This window comes from Micrococcus sp. HMSC31B01 (assembly GCF_001816085.1).
In the GTDB taxonomy this organism is placed as follows: Bacteria; Actinomycetota; Actinomycetes; order Actinomycetales; family Micrococcaceae; genus Micrococcus; species Micrococcus luteus.
Map to the genome: position 1 here is coordinate 1 of NZ_KV824825.1, position 2620 is coordinate 2620.

At 75.3% G+C, this 2620-nt stretch carries 3 protein-coding genes; 2 read left to right on the plus strand and 1 reads right to left on the minus strand.

Annotated elements, in window-relative coordinates; translation table 11 throughout:
• Positions 1 to 355, plus strand: a 355-nt coding sequence (locus tag HMPREF3105_RS00415; protein ID WP_246830290.1) for a glycosyltransferase family 2 protein, incomplete at its 5' end; no start/stop codon positions are given.
• Here the strand turns inward: HMPREF3105_RS00415 and HMPREF3105_RS00420 are convergent.
• Complete coding sequence (locus tag HMPREF3105_RS00420; RefSeq protein WP_070708507.1) at positions 340 to 2025, minus strand: SDR family oxidoreductase; 1686 nt, start codon at positions 2023 to 2025, stop codon at positions 340 to 342. The genes HMPREF3105_RS00415 and HMPREF3105_RS00420 overlap by 16 nt on opposite strands.
• A gap of 135 nt (positions 2026 to 2160) precedes the next feature.
• On the opposite strand from HMPREF3105_RS00420, the gene HMPREF3105_RS00425 reads away from it, so the two are divergent.
• The coding region (locus HMPREF3105_RS00425) for an SWIM zinc finger family protein (RefSeq protein WP_210401406.1) at positions 2161 to 2620 on the plus strand (460 nt) is incomplete at its 3' end.

Genomic DNA, 2620 nt, shown 5'->3' on the forward strand with positions numbered 1-2620 from the left:
GGTGGCGGCCACCCCCGTCTGGGGCTCCAACTGCGCCCTGCGCGCCGAGGCGTGGCAGGCTGTGCGGACCCGGGTCCACCGCGAGCGCGGGGACGTGCACGATGACCTGGACCTGTCCTTCCAGCTGGCCCTGGCCGGCCGCCGGATCCGGTTCGATCCGGACCTGCGGGTGGAGGTCGCCGGGCGCATCTTCCACTCCCTGCGCCAGCGGGTGCGGCAGGGCCGGATGGCCGTCGCCACCCTGCAGGTCAACTGGGCCCGGCTGTCCCCCGGGCGGCGCTGGCTGCGCCGGGCGGCCCGGTCACGCCCCCGGCCCCACTGGGGGCGTGGCCCCGACGGTCAGTCCCGCGACTGAGCGCCGCCGGCGCCGCGGGCTCGCCTGTCCAACGGGTTGCGACGCAGGGGCAGCCGGTCCACCAGCGGCCGCAGCAGGCCGCGGGTGCGGGGACGCTCGCCGTCGTCGTGCCGGCGCTGGGCCTCGGCCAGGATGTTCGCGGCCATCTCCGGGAACACCACGGCGTGGAAGGGCAGGATGGCGGTCCAGTAGGCGCGTCCGAGCAGGCCGTCCGGCATGAAGACCGCCCGCTGGCGGTAGACGGAGCCTCCGCCCTCCCGCGGCTCGGTGCTCAGCTGCAGCCAGGCCCGCCCGCCGGCCTTCATCTCCGCCCGCAGGGTCAGCCGCCGCCCCGGCTCCACGTCCTCCACCCGCCACCAGTCCACGGCGTCGCCGCGTCGCAGGTGGTCCGGGTCTCGCCGGCCGCGGGTCAGGCCGGGCCCGCCGGCAAGCTTGTCCATCAGCCCGCGGATCTTCCACAGCAGCGGGGTGGAATACCAACCGTTGGCGCCGCCCACCGACTCGATCACCGGCCACACCTCCTGCGCGGGCAGGTCGGACTCGCGCTCGCGCTCGTCCGTGTAGACCGTGGTGCCGGCCCACTCGGGATCCGAGGGCAGGGGGGCGGCCGGGTCCGCGGAGCTCTGGAGGTCCGCGTCGAAGGTGACGTCCAGGGGGCCCTCCTTCTCCCGCTTCAGCGCCAGCCGCACGGCGTCCATGTAGGAGGTCAGCCCGCCCGGCGGGTCCGGGATGAGGTCGCGGACCGAGCGGTCCTCCACGACCGCCTCCTCGGCGAGGGATGCGGCCAGGGGCAAGGCCACCGCGACCGGGATGGGGGTCACCATGCCGATCCAGAAGCCCGCCAGGGTCTTCAAGGGCAACGGGGTGGGGATCACGATGCGTCGGGACAGGCCGGCGGCCTTGGCGTAGTCCACCAGCACGCTCGCGAACGGCTGGGGGTGCCCGTTGCCGATCTGGGCCCGCAGCTGCACGGGCTCCGGGAGGGCGCAGGCCTGCAGGAGGTAGTACAGGACGTCGCGGATGGCCAGCGGCTCCACCCGGTTCCTCAGCCAGGACGGGCCGGGCATCACGGGCAGCCGCTCGGCGAGGTGGCGGATCATCTCGAACGAGGTGGAGCCCGAGCCGATGATCACCCCGGCCTCGAACGTCAGTGCCGGGGTCGCCGCCCGCTCGAGACGCTCGGCCACGAGGGCGCGGGAGCGCATGTGGTCGGACAGCTCCGCGACGGGGACCGTGTCCGGGTGCAGGCCGGAGAGATAGACGAGCTGGGCCACGCCGGCCGTGTCCGCGGCGGTGCCCACGATGTCCGCGATCCGCTGCTCCTGGGCCACGAAGTCGCCGCCCCCGCCCATGGAGTGCACGAGGTAGAGCACGGTGTGCACGTCCTGCATGGCGGCTTCCACGAGGTCCACCTCGGTGAGGTCGAGCTCCACCACCTCGATGCTGTCCGACCACGGTCGGTCCGCGAGGTCGGAGGGGTTCCGGGCGCCGGCCCGGACGTCGAAGCCGGCGGCGAGCAGCTCGGGGATGAGGCGCCCGCCCACGTACCCGGTGGCACCGGTGACGAGGACGCGACGGCCCCGGCCGTCCGGCAGGGACAGGCCGAGGGGGGAGGTGTGGGGCGCCGGCGTGGCACCGGCGGGGACGGGGGAGGGCTGTGTGGACGCCATGGGCGCACTCTACGGTCCGGGGCGGGTCGGGCTGAAGGTCTCGGGTGTGCGGACCCAGGAACGGGGTGGTCGGCACGCCGCCGGGCCGGCGTCGGTCGGAGCGGGCCCGGCACGGTCCGTGAAAGACTGCTCGCTATGGCCACTGCAGATTCCGGAGACGTCCTGCCGCACCTGCGCACCGAGGCCATCCGCGCCGTCGTCGGGCCCACCAGTGCGGACCGCGGCTTCGCCGTGGCCGCGTCGGGCGCCGTGGGGCGCCTGCGCTACGACGCCGCCACCGGCCGCCTGAGTGCCTCCGTCCAGGGCACCGCGCCCAGCCCCTACCGGGTGCAGGTGCAGCTGCAGGAGGCCTACGACGCCGCCGCCGAGGACGGTGCCGGCGCCCTCATGGAGCCGGTGGGCGGGCGCTGCACGTGCCCGGTCGGGACGGACTGCAAGCACGTGGCCGCCGCGCTCTACCAGGTGGTCCGCCTCGACGCCGACCAGGCCCTCGACGACGCCCGCCGCAAGCTCGCCGAGATGGTCACCACGGCGGACGCGCTGCCCGCGCCCACCGGACGGGGCCACGACGACGGCGGCCCGGCCGGCGTCGACG

Coding starts and splice junctions, on each gene's coding strand:
- HMPREF3105_RS00420 (WP_070708507.1), bottom strand. CDS start 2,025: ATGGCGTCCACACAGCCCTCCCCCGTCCCCGCCGGTGCCACGCCGGCG.